18 protein-coding genes are annotated in these 18659 nt (G+C 70.9%); 6 read left to right on the top strand and 12 right to left on the bottom strand.

The genetic code is table 11. The features are described from left to right. Window positions 1-161 precede the first annotated feature (161 nt). Window positions 162-1319, bottom strand: a complete 1158-nt coding sequence (locus OHT51_RS25325) for an acyl-CoA dehydrogenase family protein (RefSeq protein ID WP_328881215.1) — start codon at window positions 1317-1319, stop codon at window positions 162-164. Between the two features lie 189 nt (window positions 1320-1508). On the opposite strand from OHT51_RS25325, the gene OHT51_RS25320 reads away from it, so the two are divergent. After that, window positions 1509-2852, top strand: a complete 1344-nt coding sequence (locus tag OHT51_RS25320; RefSeq protein ID WP_328881214.1) for a UDP-glucose dehydrogenase family protein — start codon at window positions 1509-1511, stop codon at window positions 2850-2852. A gap of 433 nt (window positions 2853-3285) precedes the next feature. Here OHT51_RS25320 and OHT51_RS25315 read toward each other — a convergent pair whose 3' ends face one another. After that, entirely contained in the window at window positions 3286-3786 is a 501-nt protein-coding gene (locus OHT51_RS25315; RefSeq protein WP_328881213.1) for a CGNR zinc finger domain-containing protein, read from the bottom strand. 117 nt (window positions 3787-3903) lie between these two features. On the opposite strand from OHT51_RS25315, the gene OHT51_RS25310 reads away from it, so the two are divergent. Further along, window positions 3904-4263, top strand: coding sequence for a VOC family protein (locus tag OHT51_RS25310; RefSeq protein WP_328427214.1), 360 nt, complete (start codon window positions 3904-3906; stop codon window positions 4261-4263). A 34-nt stretch (window positions 4264-4297) separates the two neighbouring features. Further along, entirely contained in the window at window positions 4298-4684 is a 387-nt protein-coding gene (locus OHT51_RS25305) for a VOC family protein (protein ID WP_328881212.1), read from the top strand. 34 nt (window positions 4685-4718) lie between these two features. Here the strand turns inward: OHT51_RS25305 and OHT51_RS25300 are convergent, their stop codons facing one another. Next, a complete protein-coding gene (locus OHT51_RS25300) occupies window positions 4719-5846 on the bottom strand; it encodes a dipeptidase (protein WP_328881211.1) in 1128 nt (375 codons plus the stop codon). Between the two features lie 146 nt (window positions 5847-5992). Then, a complete protein-coding gene (locus tag OHT51_RS25295) occupies window positions 5993-6352 on the bottom strand; it encodes a MerR family transcriptional regulator (protein ID WP_328881210.1) in 360 nt (119 codons plus the stop codon). Window positions 6353-6421: 69 nt separating this feature from the next. Between OHT51_RS25295 and OHT51_RS25290 the strand changes: the two genes are divergently transcribed. Then, the gene (locus OHT51_RS25290; protein WP_328881209.1) at window positions 6422-7585 is read left to right on the top strand and encodes an alkene reductase; all 1164 of its coding nucleotides are present in this window, start codon (window positions 6422-6424) and stop codon (window positions 7583-7585) included. On the opposite strand, the gene OHT51_RS25285 is transcribed toward OHT51_RS25290, so the two are convergent. From OHT51_RS25285 to OHT51_RS25275, 3 genes are read right to left on the bottom strand one after another with little or no spacing between them, the layout of a single operon-like run. After that, the gene (locus OHT51_RS25285; RefSeq protein WP_328881208.1) at window positions 7534-8718 is read right to left on the bottom strand and encodes a dipeptidase; all 1185 of its coding nucleotides are present in this window, start codon (window positions 8716-8718) and stop codon (window positions 7534-7536) included. The two genes, OHT51_RS25290 and OHT51_RS25285, sit on opposite strands and share 52 nt — an antisense overlap. A gap of 5 nt (window positions 8719-8723) precedes the next feature. Beyond that, window positions 8724-9245 (bottom strand): 5-(carboxyamino)imidazole ribonucleotide mutase, encoded by a 522-nt coding sequence (purE, locus tag OHT51_RS25280; RefSeq protein WP_328881207.1) that lies wholly within the window; start codon window positions 9243-9245, stop codon window positions 8724-8726. Continuing rightward, window positions 9242-10381, bottom strand: coding sequence for a 5-(carboxyamino)imidazole ribonucleotide synthase (locus OHT51_RS25275; protein ID WP_328881206.1), 1140 nt, complete (start codon window positions 10379-10381; stop codon window positions 9242-9244). The genes purE and OHT51_RS25275 overlap by 4 nt, the downstream gene beginning before the upstream one ends. Before the next feature lie 197 nt (window positions 10382-10578). On the opposite strand from OHT51_RS25275, the gene OHT51_RS25270 reads away from it, so the two are divergent. After that, window positions 10579-11148: a GtrA family protein gene (locus OHT51_RS25270; protein WP_328881205.1), complete on the top strand. Its 570-nt coding sequence runs from the start codon at window positions 10579-10581 to the stop codon at window positions 11146-11148. Between the two features lie 40 nt (window positions 11149-11188). Here the strand turns inward: OHT51_RS25270 and OHT51_RS25265 are convergent, their stop codons facing one another. After that, window positions 11189-12463 (bottom strand): ATP-binding protein, encoded by a 1275-nt coding sequence (locus OHT51_RS25265; RefSeq protein WP_328881204.1) that lies wholly within the window; start codon window positions 12461-12463, stop codon window positions 11189-11191. Window positions 12464-12506: 43 nt separating this feature from the next. Then, the gene (locus OHT51_RS25260; RefSeq protein ID WP_107905766.1) at window positions 12507-13184 is read right to left on the bottom strand and encodes a response regulator transcription factor; all 678 of its coding nucleotides are present in this window, start codon (window positions 13182-13184) and stop codon (window positions 12507-12509) included. A gap of 492 nt (window positions 13185-13676) precedes the next feature. Here OHT51_RS25260 and OHT51_RS25255 point away from each other — a divergent pair, with 492 nt between their 5' ends. Further along, window positions 13677-15173 (top strand): oligopeptide:H+ symporter, encoded by a 1497-nt coding sequence (locus OHT51_RS25255; RefSeq protein WP_328881203.1) that lies wholly within the window; start codon window positions 13677-13679, stop codon window positions 15171-15173. Between the two features lie 110 nt (window positions 15174-15283). On the opposite strand, the gene OHT51_RS25250 is transcribed toward OHT51_RS25255, so the two are convergent. The 3 genes from OHT51_RS25250 to OHT51_RS25240 all read right to left on the bottom strand — a co-directional run bounded on the left by OHT51_RS25250 (window position 15284) and on the right by OHT51_RS25240 (window position 18632). Continuing rightward, on the bottom strand, window positions 15284-16588 hold the full coding sequence (locus tag OHT51_RS25250; RefSeq protein WP_328881202.1) for a hypothetical protein: 1305 nt from the start codon (window positions 16586-16588) through the stop codon (window positions 15284-15286). Between the two features lie 86 nt (window positions 16589-16674). Beyond that, the gene (locus tag OHT51_RS25245; RefSeq protein ID WP_328881201.1) at window positions 16675-17781 is read right to left on the bottom strand and encodes a hypothetical protein; all 1107 of its coding nucleotides are present in this window, start codon (window positions 17779-17781) and stop codon (window positions 16675-16677) included. Beyond that, on the bottom strand, window positions 17778-18632 hold the full coding sequence (locus OHT51_RS25240; protein ID WP_328881200.1) for a COG1470 family protein: 855 nt from the start codon (window positions 18630-18632) through the stop codon (window positions 17778-17780). Before OHT51_RS25240 ends, OHT51_RS25245 begins: the two co-directional genes overlap by 4 nt. Between the last annotated feature and the right edge of the window lie 27 nt (window positions 18633-18659).

Here is an 18659-nt window from a genome sequence, read left to right as displayed (position 1 = left end):
CCCGCCCGCCGCGCCGCGCCATCGGGCGGACGTGAACAATTCCCACCAGATGCCACACAGGGCACGGTTGCCAGTGTTCCGCCGCAAGACGGTGAAACAGGTCCAAATGAGTGAAGGGCGCCCGGAGATCCGGGCACCCTTCACCATCAAATCCCGTGGGGTTACGGCAGGTTGCGCGCCATGACGATGCGCTGGACCTGGTTCGTGCCCTCATAAATCTGCGTGATCTTGGCGTCGCGCATCATGCGCTCGACGGGGTAGTCACGGGTGTAGCCGTAACCGCCGAGGAGCTGGACGGCGTCCGTGGTGACCTCCATCGCCGCGTCCGAGGCGAAGCACTTGGCGGCGGCGCCCAGGTAGGTCAGGTCGGCGTCACCGCGCTCGGAGGCGGCGGCGGCCTGGTAGGTCAGGGCGCGGGCGGCCGAGATCTTCATGGCCATGTCGGCGAGCATGAACTGGATGCCCTGGAAGTCGGCGATCGGCTTGCCGAACTGCTTGCGCTCCTGGACATAGCCCTTGGCGTAGTCGAGGGCGCCCTGGGCGATACCGAGGGCCTGCGCGGCGATCGTGATGCGGGTGTGGTCCAGCGTCTTCATCGCGGTGGCGAAGCCGGTGCCCTCCTCGCCGATCATGCGGTCCGCCGGTATGCGAACGTTGTCCAGGTAGACCTCGCGGGTCGGGGAGCCCTTGATGCCGAGCTTCTTCTCGGGGGCGCCGAAGGAGACGCCCTCGTCGGACTTCTCGACGACGAAGGCGCTGATGCCCTTGGAGCGCTTCGTCGGGTCGGTGACCGCCATCACCGTGTAGTACTCGGAGACGCCGGCGTTGGTGATCCAGCGCTTCACACCGTTCAGCACGTAGTGGTCGCCGTCGCGGACCGCCTTCGTCTTCATGCCGGCCGCGTCGGAGCCGGCGTCGGGCTCGGAGAGGCAGTACGAGAACATGCCGTCGCCCTTGGCGAGCGGGGTCATGTACCGCTTCTTCAGGTCCTCGGAGCCGGAGAGGATCACCGGGAGCGAGCCCAGCTTGTTCACCGCGGGGATGAGGGAGGAGCTCGCGCAGACGCGGGACACCTCCTCGATGACGATCACCGTGGCAAGGGCGTCCGCGCCCGCGCCGCCGTACTCCTCCGGCACGTGGATGGCGTGCAGGTCGCCCGCCACCAGCGCGTCCAGCGCCTCCTGCGGGAAGCGGGCCTCCTCGTCCACGGCGGCGGCGTACGGCGCGATCTTCGCCTCGGCCAGCGAGCGGATGGCGTCACGGAGCATGTCGTGCTCCTCCGACGGGCGGTACAGGTCGAAGTCAGCCGATCCGGCCAAGGTCTCTCACGCTCCAAGGACGCTGTGTGGTCAGTGCGAAGCTGGCGCTAATTACCGTTAAGTAACTCAAATTTTAGGGGGCGGCCCACGGGAGTGATACGTGAGCTTGGCGACAGCGGGGAAACTGCCCGTCAGGCGCTCCGACTATGCTCGGGCCCGCATGTCCCCGTCCTTCTTTCTGGAGTCCCCATGGCCCTCAAGATCACCGTGATCGGCACCGGTTACCTCGGCGCGACCCACGCCGCGGCCATGGCCGAGCTCGGCTTCGAGGTGCTGGGGCTCGATGTGGTGCCCGAGAAGATCGAGATGCTCGGCGAGGGCCGGGTCCCGATGTTCGAACCGGGCCTGGAGGAGCTGCTGCGCAAGCACGTGGCCGGTATCGAGGGCTCCACCGGGCGGCTGCGCTTCACGATGGACTGGGCGGAGGTCGCCGAGTTCGGCGATGTGCACTTCGTCTGTGTGAACACCCCGCAGAAGCACGGCGAGTACGCCTGTGACATGAGCTATGTGGACGCGGCCGTCGAGTCGCTCGCCAAGCACTTGCGGGGGCCCAGCCTCGTCGTCGGCAAGTCGACCGTGCCGGTCGGCAGCGCGGACCGGCTCGCGGCCCGCATCCTGGAGCTCGCCCCCGGCGGCGGCGAGGTCGAGCTCGCCTGGAACCCCGAGTTCCTGCGCGAGGGCTTCGCCGTCCAGGACACCCTGCACCCGGACCGGATCGTGGTCGGCGTGCGCAGCGAGCGGGCCGAGAAGCTGCTGCGCGAGGTGTACGCGACGCCGATCGCGGACGGCTCCCCCTTCGTCGTCACCGACTTCCCCACCGCCGAGCTGGTGAAGACCTCCGCCAACTCCTTCCTCGCCACCAAGATCTCCTTCATCAACGCGATGGCGGAGGTGTGCGAGGCGGCCGACGGTGATGTGGCCAAGCTCGCGGAGGCCATCGGCCACGACGACCGGATCGGCAAGAAGTTCCTGCGGGCCGGCATCGGGTTCGGCGGCGGCTGCCTGCCCAAGGACATCCGCGCCTTCATGGCCCGCGCCGGTGAGCTGGGCGCCGACCAGGCGCTGACCTTCCTGCGCGAGATCGACTCGATCAACATGCGCCAGCGCGGGCAGATGGTCGAGCTCGCCCGGCAGGCGCTGGGCGGCGGTCCCTTCCTGGGCAAGCGGGTCGCCGTGCTCGGCGCCACCTTCAAGCCCGACTCGGACGACGTCCGCGACTCCCCCGCCCTCAACGTCGCCGGGCAGATCCACCTCCAGGGCGGCCAGGTCACGGTGTACGACCCCAAGGGCATGGACAACGCCCGCCGCCTCTTCCCGACGCTCGGCTACGCCGACACCGCGATCGACGCGGTGCGCGGCGCGGACGTCGTACTGCACCTGACGGAGTGGCGGGAGTTCCGCGAGCTGGACCCGGCGACGCTCGGCGAGGCCGCTGCGGCGCGGGTCATCCTGGACGGGCGCAATGCGCTCGACCCGGAGGTGTGGCGGAAGGCCGGCTGGAGCTACCGGGCGATGGGGCGGCCGACGGCCTAGGCCGAGGGACACCCGGCCGACGGACCGGGCCGCGGGGACGCACGGGGACCGAACCTCTCCGAGGCACAGGGCCGGAGTGCCGTTGGACACGGGGCCGGACACCTTGAGGGCCAGGGCGCCGTCAACCACAGCGGACGATCCCGAGTCACGGGGCCGGAAGGCCGGAAGGCCCAGAGTCACCGGGCCGGACGATCTGCGCCACGGGCCGCACGGACCGGCGCCACAGGACCGGAAGGTCCTGATCCACCTCGCCGCAAGGTCCAGCCACGGCGCCGCAACGCCCTCACTCCCCGCGCCGCAATGAACCCGCCGCCCGAGACAGAACGACGCCGTTTCGGCCGAGGCTCAGTCGGCCGAAACGGCGTCTTGTCGCATTCTGCCCCACCCGGACCACCCGGCGCCGAGCGGTCGCTCAACCCCGTCGAGAAAGGGCTTACTTCGCCCGATACCTCCGCATCTTCGCCCGCGCCCCGCACACCTGCATCGAGCACCACCGCCCACGCCCCGCCGGGCTGCGGTCGTAGTACGCCCAGTGACAGTCGACCGCCTCGCACGCCTTCAGCCGCGCCCAGGTCCCGTCTCCGAGGGCCCGGGCAATCACCACCGCCACCCGGGACAGCAGCGAGCCCTCGTCCGTGGCGGCCAGACCGGCGGAGCCGTCGGCCGCATCGACCGTGACGACCAGCGGACCCGCCGCCAGCAGCTCGCCGAGCGGCGTCGCCGCACGGTGCGGCGGATGTCCCGCGTGGGCGAGGAGGGCCACGCGCAGGGACTCCCGCAACTCCCGTGCGTCCGATATGTCCTCCTCGGCCAGCCCGAAGCACGCCCGCCCCTCGGCCGTGTCCAGCGAGTCCGCGCCCGAGTCGATGTCCAGCGTGTTGACCAGGGACTGGACGAGCTCCAGGCCCCCGGGCGCGGGCGATCTCTCACTCATGGCTGCACGCTACCTCCCGGAATCCTCTTGCGACGTTACCTCCAATGCGGGAGTATGCGGTAACCGCGTTACCCGTTGATGCCAGACACAGGTAACCACCGCTTCGAGGAGGAAGCCATGGCCATCGCAGAAGTGGGCGCCGTCGTCCTGGACTGTCCCGACCCCCGCGCCCTCGCCGACTTCTACGCGCGCGTGCTCGGCGGCAGCGTCGAGGAGCAGGAGGACTGGGTGGACGTGAAGGTGCCCGGCGCTCCGACGCTGTCGTTCCAGGCCGCCCCCGGTTACGTACCGCCGCGGTGGCCGTCGCCCGAGCACTCGCAGCAGTTCCATCTGGACCTGACCGTCGAGGACCTGGACGCCGCCGAGAAGGAGGTGCTGGCCCTGGGCGCGAAGCCGCTGGAGACCGAGGACCGCTCGCGGACCTTCCGTGTTTACGCCGATCCGGCGGGGCACCCGTTCTGCCTGTGCGCCTGCTGAGTGCCGAGCAGCCCGTGACCCCCGGGAGGAACCCATGGCCCGCGTGACCCGTCTGCGTTCCGTCGTCATCGACTGCCCCGACCCACGCGCCCTCGCCCGCTTCTACGCCGGCGTCGGCGGCGGCACGGTCGACGACGACGATCCCGAATGGGTCGTGCTCCAGCTCCCCGGCGGCCCCCGGCTCGCCTTCCAGCCGGCACCCGGGTACACCGCGCCGGAGTGGCCGCGGGCCGACCGCAACTCCCAGCAGTTCCACCTGGACTTCGACGCGGGGTCCACCTGGGCGGAGGTCGAGGCGGCCCAGGAGAAGGTGCTGGCGCTCGGCGCGCGGTTGCTGCACGCGGAGGACAAGGAGGACTTCCGGGTGTACGCCGATCCGGCGGGGCATCCGTTCTGCCTCTGCCGGATCGAGGAACCCTGAGTCCTGCTCCCCTCCTGCCCCGCCCTCTCCCCCGCTACCCGTCCAGCTCGGAGATCTTCATCGTCGACGGCGCCCGGCGCCGCTGTGCCTCCCGGGCCGTGAAGTCGGCCTCGCGCAGGACGCGCTGGACATTGCCCCAGGTCAGCAGCGCGATGTCGGTCTCGGACCAGCCCCTGCGCAGCAGCTCGGCGACGAGGTGCGGGTAGCAGGAGGCGTCGGTGAGGTCCTGCGGGTGGGCGGTGCCGGCGTCGTAGGTGCCGGACAGGCCGACGGACTGCGCGCCGGCGACCTCACGGACGTGGTCGAGGTGGTCGGCGACGTCCCGGACGGACGGACCCGTCTGCTCGGCGGTGAGCGGCACCATGCACAGGCCGCCCACGGCACCCAGCTCGGCGAGCAGGTCGTCGGGGAGGTTGGCCGGGTGGGGACGCAGGGCGCGGGCGGCGGAGCGGGCGCACAGGACCGGGGCCTTGGACACCGCGCACGCCCGGCGCACGGTGTCCGGGGAGGCGCCGGAGAGGTCGGCCAGCACGCCGAGGCGGTTCATCTCGCGCAGGACCTCCTCACCGAACCGGGTCAGTCCTGCCTCGCTCGCCCAGGCCACGCCGGACAGCGTCAGGGCGCGCAGCCCCAGCCCGTGCAGGGAGCGCAGGATCCCGAGCGAGTCCCCGAGGGCGGCCGCCCCTGCCGGGCCAGGCAGGACGGCGATACGGCCGCAGTGGCGGACGTCGGTGACCGGGCCGGGGTTGTCGGCCAGGCGCAGGCCCTCCGGGTGGGCCCGTACGACGGTCTTCACCAGGTCCAGCTGGTCCAGCGTGGCACCGACGGCCCGGTCGCCGTCCAGCCCGTCCGGCAGGTGCAGCGCCCAGAACAGCGCGCCGACGTGACCCTCGCGCATCCGCGGTACGTCCGTGTCGACGGCGCTCTCGCCGAGCTCCAGGTCGAACCAGGGCAGGCGGCGCAGCGCCCACGGCAGTCCGCTGTAGCCGTCGGCGACGGGATGGGCGGCGAGGAGGGCGTGGGCACGTTCGAGGAGGTCCGCGTCGGTGCCCTCACCCGGGCCGGTGACGGAGTCGGACGGCGCCCCGGGCAGCGGGTCGGGCAGCTCGTCGAGTTCGCCGACCTCGGGGCTGGTGTCCGCTTCGTACTTGAGGTCTGCCATGGCGGTCTCCGTACGTGATCGGCGTGATGATCAGCAGTACGGTTCACCGTCCCACGGACCCGGAGGGGCTTCCTGGTGGGCGGGGCGTTCGGGGGTACCGCGTGCCGACGGGCATGGAACGGCGGGCGCGGGGGAACACGCGCGCGTCAGCTCTCCCGCGCCGCCTCGATCACCTCGTCCAGGGTGTCGCGGGATCGGACCAGGTCGGCGATCATGCGGTCGATGCGGTGGCGCTCGGCGGTGAGGTCCTCGACCAGCCGGGGCGTGGCGATCGCGGAGGGGCCGCCGTCGGTGTCCCGCATACAGGGCAGCAGTTGCGCGATCCTGCTGCTGTGCAGTCCGGCGGCGAACAGCTCCTGGATCCGGACGACCCGGTCGACGGCCGCCTCGGGATAGTCGCGGTGCCCGCCGGGGGTGCGCTCGGCGCGCAGCAGCCCCTGGGCCTCGTAGTAGCGCAGCGACCGCTCACTCACTCCCGTAAGCCGGGCCAGCTCACCGATTCGCATGCCGCCCCTGCCTCCCCTGGTCCGTCCGGACTTGAATCTGACACTGATGTCAACTTCTACGGTACGGCCATGACGCACACCACGGACACGACGGACACGAAGGCAGCCGTACGCACCCTCCTCGCACCGGCCCGTCTGGGCCGCCTGCGCCTGCCGAACCACCTGGTCATGGCGCCGCTGACCAGGAACCGCGCGGCTGCGGACGGCACCGCGACGCCGCTCATGGCCGCCTACTACGCGCAGCGCGCGACGGCCGGGCTGATCGTCGCCGAGGCCTCGACGCCGAACGCGGTCGGGCAGACGTATCCGAACATCACCGCGATCCACACGCCGTCGCACGTGGCGGGGTGGCGGCGCGTCACGGACGCCGTGCGGGCCGCGGGCGGCGGGCCGATGTTCCTTCAGCTCCAGCACGGCGGCCGGGTCGGGCACCCGGCCACCAGCGGACTGACCCCCGTCTCGCCCTCGCCCGTGCCGCTCCCGGAGACGATCTTCACGCCGGACGGGCACCGCCCCGCCGTCGTCCCGCGGGAGATGACCGTCGAAGACATCCGCGCCACCGTCGCCGACTTCGCGACGGCCGCCCGCAATGCCGTGGCCGCCGGTTTCGAGGGCGTCGAGGTGCACTCGGCCAACGGTCATCTGCTGCACCAGTTCCTGGCCGGCAACACCAACCGCCGCACGGACGAGTACGGCGGCTCGGTGGCGGGGCGGATCCGGTTCGTGCGGGAGGTGGTCGAGGCGGTGGCCGCCGCGATCGGGCCGGAGCGGGTGGGGGTGCGGATCTCTCCCCGGAACACCGTCAACGGCATCGACGAGACCGACAGCGACACGCTCCACCCGGCGCTCGTCGAGGCGCTCGGCGGGCTCGGACCGGCCTATCTGCACCTCGTGTACGCCGACCCGGCGGACCCGCTGTTCGGCCGGATCCGGGCCGCCTGGCCGGGAACCCTGATCGCCAACCCGGTGCTCCCGGAGCTGTCCGCCGAGGCGATCGGCGCCGAGTCCGCCCGGCTCCTCGCCGCAGGTGCCGATCTGATCGCCCTGGGCCGCCCGTTCCTGGCCAACCCCGACCTGGTGCGGCGGCTCGCGCTCGGGGCGCCGCTCAACCCGGTGCGGGACAGGTACCTGATGTACACGGGCGGGGCGACCGGCTACACCGACTACCCCGCCCTCGACGATCAGCCGTCCAGTGCCTCGATGGTCGCGTTGGACGGACCCCGCGTCGTCTGAAGGTCGCGGGCCACGTCCTCCGCAGCGCCCAGCACCCGCACCGCGTTGCGCCAGGTCAGCTTGGCCAGGTCGGGCTTCGACCAGCCGCGGTCCAGCAGCTCGGCGATCAGGTTCGGGTAGCCCGAGACGTCGCTGAGTCCGTCCGGGGTGAAGGCGGTGCCGTCGTAGTCGCCGCCGATGCCGAGGTGGTCGATGCCGGCGACCTCGCGCATGTGGTCCAGATGGTCGGCGACCGTCGACACCGTCGCGATCGGGCGCGGGTTGGTCTCCTCGAAGGCGCGGTGCACCTTCATCGCCTCGGCGGTCGTGTCGAGGTGGTGGAAGCCGTGGGCGCGCATGTTCTCGTCGGCCGCGAGCGTCCAGTCGACGGCCGCCTGGAGCACGAACTTCGGCACGAACGTCACCATCGCGACGCCGCCGTTGCCGGGCAGGCGCTCCAGGACGTCGTCGGGGATGTTGCGCGGGTGGTCGCAGACCGCGCGGGAGGAGGAGTGGGAGAAGATCACCGGGGCGATGGAGGTGTCGAGCGCGTCGCGCATCGTCGTCGCCGCGACGTGCGAGAGGTCGACCAGCATGCCCTCGCGGTTCATCTCCCGCACGACCTCGCGGCCGAAGGCCGACAGACCGCCCACCCCGGGCTCGTCCGTCGCCGAGTCGGCCCACGCGATGTTGTCGTTGTGGGTGAGCGTCATGTAGCGGACGCCGAGCGTGTACAACGCCCGCAGCGTGGCGAGGGAGTCGGCGATGGAGTGGCCGCCCTCCGCACCCATCAGGGAGGCGATACGGCCCTCGGCGCGGGCCGCCTCCATGTCCGCCGCCGTCAGCGCCGGGCGCAGGTCGGCGGGGTGGCGGGCCAGCAACTGCCGTACGCAGTCGATCTGTTCGAGGGTGGCGCTGACCGCCTTGTCACCGGCGTAGTCGGAGCGCACGTACACCGACCAGTACTGCGCGCCGACGCCGCCCTCGCGCAGGCGGGGGATGTCGGTGTGCAGGTGGGCGCCCTGGTCACCGGCTATGTCGCGGGCGTCGAGGTCGTAGCGGACCTGTTCGCGCAGGGCCCACGGCAGGTCGTTGTGGCCGTCCACGACCGGGAACTCGCGCAGGAGTTCCCGGGCTGCCTCCAGGGAGGTCATCGGCGTCACTTCCCGAAGCCGAAGCCGCTTGCGCCCTCTACCTTGGCGCGCAGGCGCTTGCCCTTCTCGGTGGCCTGGTCGTTCAGCTCCTGCTGGAACTCCCGCATCCGCTGGAGCAGGTCCTCGTCGTGCACGGCGAGGATGCGGGCGGCGAGCAGACCGGCGTTGCGTGCGCCGGCGACGGAGACGGTGGCCACGGGGACGCCGGCCGGCATCTGCACGATGGAGAGCAGGGAGTCCATGCCGTCCAGGTACTTCAGCGGGACCGGAACACCGATGACGGGCAGCGGCGTGACCGAGGCGAGCATGCCGGGCAGGTGGGCGGCACCGCCGGCGCCGGCGATGATCGCCTTCAGGCCGCGCTCGGCCGCCTGCTCGCCGTACGTGACCATCTCGCGCGGCATCCGGTGCGCGGAGACGACGTCGACCTCGTACTCGATCTCGAACTCGTCGAGGGCCTGGGCGGCGGCCTCCATGACGGGCCAGTCGGAGTCCGACCCCATGACGATGCCTACAACGGGGCTCATTCGGTGATGGTCCCTCTCAGGTAGCCGGCAGCGTGACGGGCGCGCTCCAGCACGTCGTCGAGGTCGTCGCCGTAGGTGTTGACGTGACCGACCTTGCGGCCGGGCTTCACGTCCTTGCCGTACATGTGGATCTTGAGCTGGGGGTCGCGGGCCATGCAGTGCAGGTACGCGGAGTACATGTCGGGGTAGTCGCCGCCGAGGACGTTGACCATGACCGTCCACCTGGCGCGCGGGCGCGGGTCGCCGAGGGGGAGGTCCAGGACGGCCCGGACGTGGTTGGCGAACTGGGACGTGATGGCGCCGTCCTGGGTCCAGTGGCCCGAGTTGTGCGGGCGCATCGCCAGCTCGTTGACGAGGATGCGGCCGTCGCGGGTCTGGAACAGCTCCACGGCGAGGTGGCCGACGACGTCCAGTTCCTTGGCGATCGTCAGGGCGAGCTCCTCGGCCTTGAGCGCGAGGACCTCGTCGAGGTCGGGGGCGGGCGCGATGACCGTGTCGCAGACGCCGCCCACCTGCTGGGACTCGACCACGGGGTAGGCGACCGCCTGGCCGTGCGGGGAGCGGACGACGTTCGCCGCGAGCTCGCGGACGTAGTCGACCTTCTCCTCGGCGAGGACCTGGACGCCGGCGCGGAAGGGGTCCGCGGCCTCCTCGGCCGATTCGACGACCCAGACACCCTTGCCGTCGTAGCCGCCGCGGACGGTCTTGAGGACGACCGGGAAGCCGTCGCCCTCGGCCGCGAAGGCGACCACGTCCTGTGGATCGGTCACGATGCGGTGCCGCGGGCACGGCACACCGATCGCGTCGAGCCTCGCCCGCATCACGCCCTTGTCCTGGGCGTGCACGAGCGCGTCAGGGCCCGGGCGGACGGGAATGCCGTCCGCCTCAAGAGCTCTGAGGTGCTCGGTGGGTACGTGTTCGTGATCGAAAGTGATCACATCGCAGCCCCTCGCGAAGTCGCGCAGCGTGTCGAGGTCGCGATAGTCGCCGATGACGACATCACTGACGACCTGCGCCGCGGAATCCTGAGGGGTGTCACTGAGGAGCTTGAACCTGATGCCCAACGGGATGCCCGACTCGTGTGTCATACGAGCGAGCTGACCCCCGCCGACCATGCCGACTACCGGGAACGTCACGCCCCTAGGGTATCGGCCACTTCGCGGCGGCCGGTTTCCGTCCCCTGTCGCCGCCCCTCGCCGGTCTTCTTACCCGGGTTTTCCGGGCCTCTTCCCGACCTATGGGCCTGCGCACAGGCAATCGTCGAGGGGGGTGGTTAGCATGGCTGGGTTGACGAAACCAACCGACAAACCGACCGACAGGAGCCTTTACGACCATGGGACGTGGTTCCTCGGGGCTTCATACGGCGTCTCCGGCACCCCGCAGTGCCGTGCGGCAACGCATCGACCGGCTGGTTCGTGAGGTCGCCAAGTTCGGTGCGGTGGGTGGAGCGGGACTCCTTGTCAACCTGCTCGTGTTCAACCTGGTACGGCATGTGACCGACCTGCAGGTGGTGCGCGCGAGCGTCATCGCGACGGTGGTCGCGATCATCTTCAACTACATCGGCTTCCGGTACTTCACCTACCGGGATCGCGACAAGAGCCGCCGCACGAAGGAACTGGGTCTGTTCCTGCTGTTCAGCGTGGTCGGCCTGGTGATCGAGAACGGCTTCCTGTACACGGCGACATACGGCTTCGGCTGGGACAGCCCGCTGCAGAGCAACATCTTCAAGTTCCTCGGCATCGGCATCGCGACGCTGTTCCGGTTCTGGTCCTACCGGACGTGGGTGTTCCGTGCGCTTCCCTCGGAGGAGGCGGAGGCCGGAGCGGAATCGTTCCTGGAGACGCCTCGGCGGGGTGCGCACAAGCCGGAGAAGCCGGAGAAGCCGCGGGTGCGGGTGGGCTGACGCCGACGCGTCAGCTGCCTTTCCTGCGGGCGGCTGACAGTCATCTGACCGTCGGCCCCGATTCCTGGCCCTGCTTCTTCGGCGGGGGTGTGCGGGAGAGGAACAGGGCCAGTACCGGGGGCTTGGTCTGGAGCATTTCCAGGCGGCCGCCGTCCGCCTCGGCCAGGTCTCGGGCCACCGCGAGGCCGATGCCGGTGGAGTTGCGGCCGCTGATGGCGCGCTCGAAGATGCGGGCGCCGAGGTCCGCCGGGACGCCGGGGCCCTCGTCCGTGACCTCGATGACGGCCTGGTTGCCGGTGACCCGGGTGCGCAGCGCGACCGTGCCGCCGCCGTGCATGAGGGAGTTCTCGATCAGGGCCGCCAGGACCTGCGCCACCGCGCCCGGCGTGCCGACGGCCTCCAGGTGCCGCTTGCCCGAGCTGACGATCGCCCGGCCCGCGCTGCGGTAGGCGGGGCGCCACTCCGCCAGCTGCTGCTGGATGACCTCGTCGAGGTCGAACGTGACAGCCGAGCCGGTGCGGGGGTCGCGGGAGTTGGTCAGGAGGCGTTCGACCACGTCCGTGAGGCGCTCCACCTGCGTCAGCGCGATCGTGGCCTCTTCCTTCACCGTGTCGGGATCGTCGGTGAGGGTGATCTCCTCCAGGCGCATGGACAGTGCCGTGAGCGGCGTGCGGAGCTGGTGGGAGGCGTCCGCGGCGAGGCGGCGTTCCGCGGTCAGCATGCGCCCGATGCGTTCGGCGGAGGAGTCGAGGACGTCCGCCACGCGGTCCAGCTCATGGACGCCGTACCGCTTGTGCCGGGGCCGCGGGTCGCCCGAGCCGAGACGTTCCGCCGTCTCCGCGAGGTCGGTGAGCGGTGAGGCCAGCCGGTTCGCCTGGCGCACCGCCAGCAGGACCGCCGCGATCACCGCCAGCAGGGCGACCGCCCCGATGATCAGCAACGTACGGCCGACCTCGCGCGTCACCGACGAGCGCGGCTCCTGCACGGTGACCGTCTCGCCCTCCTCGCCCGTCTCACTGGCGCTGATGACGTCACCGGTCGGCCGCTCGCCCACCTCGATCAGGGGCTTGCCCGGGATGCGGATCTCGGCGTACCGGTCCCCCTGGATCTGGTCCCGCAGCACCGCGGCGTTCACGGTCTCGTCGCCGAGCAGCCGGCTGTCCACGATGCTGACCAGCCGCACCGCCTCGGTGTCCACCCGCTCCTGGGCGGTGCTGGTGATCGTCCGGGTCTCGACGATGACGAGTGAGACGCCGAAGACGGCGATCACCACGAGTACCACGGCGAGGGTGGACTGGATCAGTCGGCGGCGCATGTCCTCTTACTTACCTGTGTGCCGTGCCGGTGGGGCAGCGGGCTCAGCTCTTCTCGAAACGGAAGCCGACGCCCCGCACGGTCGCGATGTAGCGGGGGTTCGCCGCGTCGTCGCCGAGCTTCTTGCGCAGCCAGGAGATGTGCATGTCGAGCGTCTTGGTCGACGACCACCAGGTCGTGTCCCAGACCTCCCGCATCAGCTGGTCCCGGGTGACGACCCGTCCCGCGTCGCGCACCAGCACCCGCAGCAGGTCGAACTCCTTGGCGGTGAGCTGGAGTTCCTCGTCGCCCATCCACGCGCGGTGCGACTCGACGTCGATGCGCACGCCGTGTGTGGCGGGCGGCTGCTGGGGCTCGGCGGCGCCGCGGCGGAGCAGGGCCCGGACCCGCGCGAGGAGTTCGGCGAGCCGGAACGGCTTGGTGACGTAGTCGTCGGCGCCCGCGTCCAGGCCCACGACGGTGTCCACCTCGTCGGCACGGGCGGTCAGGATGAGAACCGGCACGGTGTGGCCTTCGGCACGCAGTCGCCGGGCCACCTCCAGGCCGTCCATGCCGGGCAGGCCGAGGTCCAGCACGACCAGGTCGATCCCGCCCTGCATTCCCGCGTCGAGCGCGGTGGGGCCGTCCTCCCGCACCTCGACCTCGTACCCTTCCCGGCGCAGTGCGCGGGCCAGCGGCTCCGAAATGGACGCGTCGTCCTCGGCGAGCAGTACACGGGTCATGAGCTGATGGTAGTCCGCCCATGACAAGAGCCGGGGTGTGATCGGACGCCTTGGTTCTTACCCGGCTCGGGTGAATCTCTTACCTTCGGCCGCAGTGGTACAGACCATGTCTGCGAAGTGCGATCCTGGGAAGGACCTTGGAAAGGGTGCCTGCGGTTCCCTCGACACCTGTGATCCGTGTCTCAAGTCCTTCCATTTCAGGCAGTGTCCTGACGTATGGTGACTCCACGCCTGTAGCACTGCGGGGACCTTCGGCGCATTTGACGCTGAGGGTCTCTTTTATGTGCGCACCGAAAAAGGAATGACCTGTGGGCCGGGCCCCCGAAGGCGGGGGCGTGGATCCCGGCGGTCGCCGCCCTCCGCTTCGCGATCCGGAGCGGGACTCCCCCCGGGCGTGGGGCCCGGCGGCCGTCCCGCCGGTGCCGGCCGCCCCCCACCGGGCGCGTGATTCGTATCTACGTCGCTGCGCGTCCCGACCAGCAAGGATCGACCATGGCGTCCAGCCTGACGAAGGACTCGGCCCGCCCGGGCACCCCCGGCTCCGAGAAGACCTTCTTCGGCCACCCCCGCGGACTGGCCACCCTCTTCATGACCGAGATGTGGGAGCGCTTCTCCTACTACGGCATGAGGGCTCTGCTCCCGCTGTACCTGGTCGCTCCGGGCGGCCTGCACCTCGACGCGGCCACGGCGACCGCGATCTACTCCGTGTACGTGTCGCTGGTGTACCTGCTCGCCATGCCGGGCGGCTGGTTCGGCGACCGCGTCTGGGGTCCGCGCAAGACGGTCGCCATCGCCGGCGGAATCATCATGCTGGGCCACCTCACGCTGGCCCTGCCCTCCTCCGGCACCTTCTACGCCGGTCTCGGCCTGGTCGCGATCGGCTCGGGTCTGCTGAAGGCCAACATCTCGACGATGGTCGGCCACCTCTACGACGGACCGGACGACCCGCGCCGCGACGGTGGCTTCACCGTCTTCTACATGGGCATCAACCTCGGTGCCTTCGCGGCCCCGCTGATCATCGGCACCATCGGTGAGAGCGTCAACTGGCACCTGGGCTTCGCGCTTGCCGCACTCGGCATGGCGCTGGGTCTCGCCCAGTTCCTGCTCGGCTCCCGCCACCTGGCCGAGCGCTCCAGCGTCGTCCCGACGCCGCTGTCGGCGGAGGAGAAGGCGTCCACGCTGCGCAAGGCGGGGATCTGGGCCGGTATCGCGGTCGTCTTCTACGCGATCGTCGGCTTCTCCGGCAACTACACGCTGAACTGGATCCTGGTCCCGCTGACCCTGCTCGGCGTGATCATCCCGGCCATGGTTCTGGTCCGCATCAAGCGCGACAAGGACCTGGACCGTCCCGAGCAGTCGAAGATGTCCGCGTACATCTGGTTCTTCGTCGCCGCGGCCGTGTTCTGGATGATCTACGACCAGGGCGGCTCGACCCTGTCGCTCTTCGCCGACTCCTCCGCCGAGAACAGCGTCTTCGGCTGGGGCTTCCCGGTCTCCTGGTACCAGTCGGTGAACCCCGTCCTGATCATGGCGCTGGCCCCGGTCTTTGCCTGGTTCTGGCTCGCGCTGAACCGGCGCGGCAAGGAGCCGAGCACGATCGTGAAGTTCGCCTCCGGTCTGGTGCTGGTCGGCGCGTCCTTCTTCCTCTTCCTGGCCCCGCTGACGATCGCCGAGGGCGGTCACAAGGCGGCCGCGATGTGGCTGGTGGCGATCTACTTCACGCAGACCGTCGGTGAGCTGCTGCTCTCCCCGGTGGGCCTGTCGGTGACGACGAAGATGGCGCCCGCGAAGTACGCCTCGCAGATGATGGGCGTCTGGTTCCTGGCCGTCACCGCGGGTGACGCCACGACCGGTCTGCTCTCCATCGCCGGGGTCGACCTGAACAAGACGAACATCGTCGCCCTGGAGGCCACGCTCGCCGTGCTCGCCGGTGTGGCGGTGTGGATGTACCGCAAGAAGGTCAAGGAGCTCATGGGCAACGTCCGCTAGCGCGCTGCCCGAGCCGACGGAGGCCGTCGCACCCCGGTGGGTGCGACGGCCTCCGTGCGTTGCGGGTGCGTTGGTGTGGGTGCGTTGGTGTGGGTGCGTTGGCGGGTGGGCTAGCGCGCCCTGCGTCCGGGCATGAACGTGAACACCGCCCCGCCCAGCAGCAGCGCCGTCCCCGCCACCAGGCCCAGCGCCTTCAGGGACCCCTGGTCCTCCGCCCCGGTCGCCGCCAGGCCGCCGTCCGTCGACGAGCCGCCGGCCGAGCCGCCTGCGGAACCGCCGCCGGACGCGCCGCTCGCCTGCTCGCTGGTGTCCAGGGTCAGGGAGACCTCCGACTTGGCGGGTGTGCAGGTCGTCGTCGTGCCGAGGGCCTCGATGGTCAGGACTCCCGGGGAGAGGGTCGACTCGCCGCTCGCGCCCGGCTTGTAGGTGCCCGTGAGGTCGGGGATCTCGATCGGGTCGCCCGACTTGATGGCCTCGGAGTTGGTCGGCCCCTCGACATGGACCGTGCCCTTGTCGGCACCGCCCAGGGCGACCTCCATCGACGGCTTGACCGAGTCCTTGGGGATGTCGGCGGGGCTGTCCATCACCGACTTCTTGAACTGCACCGTCAGATCGAAACTCCCGCCGTTCTTCCTGGCGTTGATCTGGACCGGCGAGGTCGCCTCCTTGTCACCGATGGGCGTCTTGCACTTGTACGGGACCTGGACCTCCTTGCCCGTGAAGTCGGTCTGGCCGCCGTCGCCGCCCCCGGTGCCGGTACCGCCGCTGTCCCCGCCCGTCTCGCTCTCACTCGGCGCCGGGTCCGTAGGGCTCGACGACCCCGTCGGCAGACCGGTCGGCACGCTCGTCGGCAGCGTCGGGACGACCGTCGGCAGGCCCCCCGTCGTACCGCCCGAACTCCCGCCCCCGTCCGTCACCTTGATCGTCGCGGCCTTCTGCACCGTCTCCTTCGGCGCGCACTTGGTGTCCGTGGAGATCGGCTTGTTGACGTTGATGTTGTACGCGCCCGGCGTCAGGGTCACCTCACCCGGTGCCGTCAGCTTCAGCTTACCCTTCATGTCGGACAGCTTCATGTCGCTGCCCTTGGGGATCGCCGGGTTCTCCCGGGGCCCCTGCATGGCGACGTCCGCGGTCTGCGCACCGGCCGCCTTCAGCGTGCCCGACGGCTGGACCGTGTTCGCCTGGAGGTCGAGGATGTCGGGGTTCTTGGACGCGGCCTGGACGAACTTCCAGACGATCTCCACCTCGTCGCCGACCTTCGCCTCGGCGGGGGCGGTGATCTCCACCTTCGTGGTGCCCTGGACCGGCGGCAGCCCGGAGATGGCGGGCGGGATGCACTCGGTCGCGTACGCCACCTCCGCGGCCTGGGCGGGCGCGGCGGACACGCCGAGCAGGATGCCCGCGCCGCCGAGCATCAGCGCGACGCCCGCCGCGCCACCTCTTCCCGGGCGTGTCCTCGGGCGGGTTCTCGGGCGCGCCGGTGTGACTCTCCTTCGCTTGCTCACGGGGGTCCCTTCCTGGTCGGAGTCGACGGAGTCGTGGGGCCCGTCGAACTCGTCGGACTGTCGTCGTGCGGTGCGGAGAGCCGACCGGCCGTGCCCGGATCGCTGTCCGGGGTGAACCACGGCAGGGCCGAGGAGGAGGAAGAGGGCAGGGCGTGCCTCGCCTCTTCGCGGGGCTTCAACCCCGGTATGCGCAGGGCCGGTTCGGGCAGCCGGAACCCGCGGCGGCGGGTGGTCTGCCGCGGCCGTACCCGGTCCACGACCGCCAGTCCGACACGGAACACCGCCGCCGGTACGACCAGACAGACCAGGATCCAGAACAGCGTCACGCCCCAGGGCCGGCCCACGCCCCAGGGCTGTTCGGCCATCACCTTGCCGCCGTACTTCAGGGAGACCGTGTAGTCGCCGTGCGCGCCGGCGGCGAGTTCCACCGGCAGCTCGATCCGCGCCTTCCGGCCCGGCTGGATCGTGCCGCGCCACTGCTGTTCCTGCCACTGCGGCGCGAACACGCCGTGGGAGGTGCCGACCTGGAAGACCGGGTTCCTGACGGGTGAGGTGCCGACATTGCCGACCGTGAACACCAGCGTCCGCGCCGGTGGTGCGCCGAACCAGGTGAGCAGGCCGCTCGAACCGTCCAGCCGGGTGTCGGTGAGGACCGACAGGCGCCCGCCGGCCGGCTCCGCGGGCAGCGGCTCGACCGCGTGCCCGGCCACCTGGAAGATCGCGTCTGCCTCGGCCTTCGCCCCGGTCACCGTCGCCACGTGCACGACGCACGGGCACGGTACGGGCGGCTCGGCCACCGGGAGTTTCCGGCTGAAGCGTCCGTCCGCGTCGGTCGTGACGGCCCTGCCCTCCGCGTTGGCGCAGGAGTTGGTGCCGCCGCTCACGCCGGTCGACGGCACGGACTGGCCGCAGATCAGGATCATCAGCAGGGTGCGGGCCCGCCAGCCGCTGCCGGTCACGGTGACCGAACCGCCCGTCCCTGCCTGCGACTTGGACAGCTTGACGGTGGGCGGGCCGTCCGCGGCCGACACGTTCACGGCCGCCACCGGCGACAGCAGCGCCAGCACGGCCAGCAACACCGCGATCCGCACCCTGGCGTTCACGTCCCCGCTCCCGTCAACTCGACTCGCTTGTAGTGCTGTTCGGTCTCAGTCGGCTCGCCGTCGCCGTCGGGCCTACGTCGCCCTCGCTGCCGTACGACGAACAAGGCGCCCACCGCCGCCACCACGAACCCCCCGACTCCGGCCACCGCACCCCACGGCACGAACCGCGCCGACACCCGGGCCGTGTCGCTCGCCCCGCCCGCCGCCGTCACCGTCAGGCGCACGTCGACCGCGTCGAGCGCGGGCCGGTCGGGCCACGGCTCGGTGAGCTTCGTACGGCTGCCCGGGGGCAGGTCGACGGAGAGGGGGCGTGGGGCGCGGTCGAGGAGGCGGCCGAAGACGCCGTCGGCACGGATCGCGAGGCTCGGGGCGAGGGTGGTCGTACCCCGGTTGACCAGCTCGTATGTGATGCCGTCGGGGTGCACTCGGACGTGTTCGACCGTCAGCGCGGACAGCTCCGGGCCGGTCACGCGCAGGCGGAGCGGGACGGTCCGCGCGCGACCGTCGGTCTCGCGGGCGACGATCTCGCCGGCTCGGTCGCCGGGGGCCGTGCCCGGCGGGACGGTCACGGTGAAGGGAACCTCGGCGCGGGTGCGGGCCGGGACACGTACCGCGGTGTCGGCGAAGGCAATCGGGACGCCGGTGCCGTGCAGCCGTACGGTGACCGGTTCGTCGCCCGGGTTCGTCACGGACACCGTGTCCTGCTGGACCGTCCCGGGTGCGCCCTCGGCGTAGAAGGACGGCCGTCCGCCGCCCGAGGGCGCGACGGTCCAGGCCTCGGCGGCGGTCGCCACGGGAGCGACCGCGAGGAGCAGCAGGGACAGGCACAGGACACGGACGGCTGACGACATCGGCGGCTCCAGCGGTGATCAGGCGTG

Source organism: Streptomyces sp. NBC_00299, from assembly GCF_036173045.1.
Taxonomy (GTDB): Bacteria; Actinomycetota; Actinomycetes; order Streptomycetales; family Streptomycetaceae; genus Streptomyces; species Streptomyces machairae.
Note: the sequence above shows the minus strand (reverse complement) of the source record. Positions and strands in the feature narration are given on the sequence as shown.

What these genes read in the sequence shown, in the direction of transcription:
- OHT51_RS25320 (WP_328881214.1), top strand. Translation starts at nt 1,509, where the DNA reads ATGGCCCTCAAGATCACCGTGATCGGCACCGGTTACCTCGGCGCGACC.
- OHT51_RS25315 (WP_328881213.1), bottom strand. Translation starts at nt 3,786, where the DNA reads ATGAGTGAGAGATCGCCCGCGCCCGGGGGCCTGGAGCTCGTCCAGTCC.
- OHT51_RS25310 (WP_328427214.1), top strand. Translation starts at nt 3,904, where the DNA reads ATGGCCATCGCAGAAGTGGGCGCCGTCGTCCTGGACTGTCCCGACCCC.
- OHT51_RS25305 (WP_328881212.1), top strand. Translation starts at nt 4,298, where the DNA reads ATGGCCCGCGTGACCCGTCTGCGTTCCGTCGTCATCGACTGCCCCGAC.
- OHT51_RS25300 (WP_328881211.1), bottom strand. Translation starts at nt 5,846, where the DNA reads ATGGCAGACCTCAAGTACGAAGCGGACACCAGCCCCGAGGTCGGCGAA.
- OHT51_RS25295 (WP_328881210.1), bottom strand. Translation starts at nt 6,352, where the DNA reads ATGCGAATCGGTGAGCTGGCCCGGCTTACGGGAGTGAGTGAGCGGTCG.
- OHT51_RS25290 (WP_328881209.1), top strand. Translation starts at nt 6,422, where the DNA reads ATGACGCACACCACGGACACGACGGACACGAAGGCAGCCGTACGCACC.
- OHT51_RS25285 (WP_328881208.1), bottom strand. Translation starts at nt 8,718, where the DNA reads ATGACCTCCCTGGAGGCAGCCCGGGAACTCCTGCGCGAGTTCCCGGTC.
- purE (WP_328881207.1), bottom strand. Translation starts at nt 9,245, where the DNA reads ATGAGCCCCGTTGTAGGCATCGTCATGGGGTCGGACTCCGACTGGCCC.
- OHT51_RS25270 (WP_328881205.1), top strand. Translation starts at nt 10,579, where the DNA reads ATGGGACGTGGTTCCTCGGGGCTTCATACGGCGTCTCCGGCACCCCGC.
- OHT51_RS25265 (WP_328881204.1), bottom strand. Translation starts at nt 12,463, where the DNA reads ATGCGCCGCCGACTGATCCAGTCCACCCTCGCCGTGGTACTCGTGGTG.
- OHT51_RS25260 (WP_107905766.1), bottom strand. Translation starts at nt 13,184, where the DNA reads ATGACCCGTGTACTGCTCGCCGAGGACGACGCGTCCATTTCGGAGCCG.
- OHT51_RS25255 (WP_328881203.1), top strand. Translation starts at nt 13,677, where the DNA reads ATGGCGTCCAGCCTGACGAAGGACTCGGCCCGCCCGGGCACCCCCGGC.
- OHT51_RS25250 (WP_328881202.1), bottom strand. Translation starts at nt 16,588, where the DNA reads ATGCTCGGCGGCGCGGGCATCCTGCTCGGCGTGTCCGCCGCGCCCGCC.
- OHT51_RS25240 (WP_328881200.1), bottom strand. Translation starts at nt 18,632, where the DNA reads ATGTCGTCAGCCGTCCGTGTCCTGTGCCTGTCCCTGCTGCTCCTCGCG.